The following is a 1,578-nucleotide window of genomic DNA, read 5'->3' on the forward strand; positions in this document are numbered from 1 at the left end:
GGCCTCCGCGATGCGGGCGGCGGCGTTGCGCGCGGCGGCGGGATCGGTGGCCCAGGCCATGCCGCAGGGGCCGGCATGCGGGCTGTCGCCCCACGCGAAGCCGCCGAAGGGCGCCGCCTCCAGCACCGTCGCGCGTTCCATCGCCGCCGCGGCGCGCCAGACCTCGGCCATGGGACCCGCCTCGCTGCGCATGTGGAAGCTGTGCACCACGAAGGGCAGCTTCGCGATCGCGCCGTGCAGGCGTTCGCCACGCATCGCGCGCTCCAGCAGGCGCAGCGCGCGGATCGCGGTCTCCGCCATGTCGGTATGGGGATAGGTGCGGTAGACGCTCGCGCCGTCGAGGATCGTCGCGATCTCCTCGGCCATGTTGGCGTGGAAGTCGAAGCTGGCGACGAGCGGGGTGGCGCCGATGGCCTCGCGCACCGCGCGCAGGATGGTGAGGTCGGCCTGCGGGTCGTCCTCCGTCACGCAGGCGCCGTGCAGCGAGAGATAGACGCCGTCCCAGGGCGCGCCGGCCAGGAGGGCTCCCTCCACCTCGTCGAGCCAGGCGGCGAAGGCGTCGCGCGCCATCGGTCCGCCGGGCTGGGCGGAGGTGGCGCGGATCAGCGTCGCGTCCCAATTGGGGCGGTCTGCCAGGAAGGTGGCAAGTCCGCCGAGCTCGGTCGCGGTGCCGGCGACGCGCGCGAGACCCTCGGCGCCGGCGAGCCATTCGCGGGCGTGGAACGCCTCAAGCGGCGTGACGCCGGGGGTGAAGGAGTTGCCTTCGAACCAGAGGCGCGCGACGGCGATGCGGGGCATGCGGAGAAGTTAGGGCAAGGCGGGACGCCTGGCGAAGGGTGGGAGTGGCGCGGAAACACGAACCCCCACCCCGACCAGCCGACGTAAGCGGCGGGGAGCCGCCGCAACTCTGGCGTCGGCACTACAGCCGCTCGGCGCCGAAGGTGTCGCAGGCCTCGAGCCGGCCGGATTCGAGGCCGGCGCGGAACCAGCGGACGCGCTGGGCGGAGCTGCCATGGGTGAAGCTCTCGGGCTGCACCGTGCCGCGCGCGCGGCGCTGCAGCCGGTCGTCACCCACCGCAGCCGCGGCGTTCAGCCCTTCCTCGATGTCGCCCTGTTCCAGGATCTGCCGCGCCTCATGCGCGCGGCGCGCCCAGAGGCCGGCGAGGCAATCCGCCTGCAGCTCGACGCGGACCTGCAGCGCATTGTCCTGCGCCTCGGTCGCGCGCGCCTTCAACTGTTGCACGCGGTCGAGGATGCCGAGCTGGTTCTGCACATGGTGCCCGACCTCATGGGCGATGATGTAGGCGGCGGCGAAGTCGCCACTGGCGCCGAGGCTGCGCTGCAGCTGCGCCATGAAGTCGAGGTCGATGTACACGCGGGAATCGGCCGGGCAGTAGAAGGGCCCGACCTGCGCCTGCGCGGTGCCGCAGCCCGACTGCACCACGCCGGAATAGAGCACCAGGCGCGGTTCCTGGTAGCGGCGGCCGAGCGACTGGAAGATCGGGTTCCAGACATCCTCGGTCTCGGCGAGGACGCGGGAGACGAAGCGCGCGGCCGGGTCGTCGCCGGTCGGGCGCG

At 73.1% G+C, this 1,578-nt stretch carries 2 protein-coding genes; both read right to left on the reverse strand.

The genetic code is table 11. The annotated features are described in order from the left end of the window. A partial coding sequence (locus L2I40_RS22995) for a M81 family metallopeptidase (RefSeq protein ID WP_237217683.1) occupies positions 1 to 798 on the reverse strand: 798 nt, incomplete at its 3' end. A 121-nt stretch (positions 799 to 919) separates the two neighbouring features. Next, positions 920 to 1,578: KPN_02809 family neutral zinc metallopeptidase (gene ypfJ, locus L2I40_RS23000; RefSeq protein ID WP_237217684.1), on the reverse strand; the 659-nt coding region annotated here is incomplete at its 5' end.

This window comes from Falsiroseomonas oryziterrae (genome assembly GCF_021864505.1).
GTDB classification, from domain to species: Bacteria; Pseudomonadota; Alphaproteobacteria; order Acetobacterales; family Acetobacteraceae; genus Falsiroseomonas; species Falsiroseomonas oryziterrae.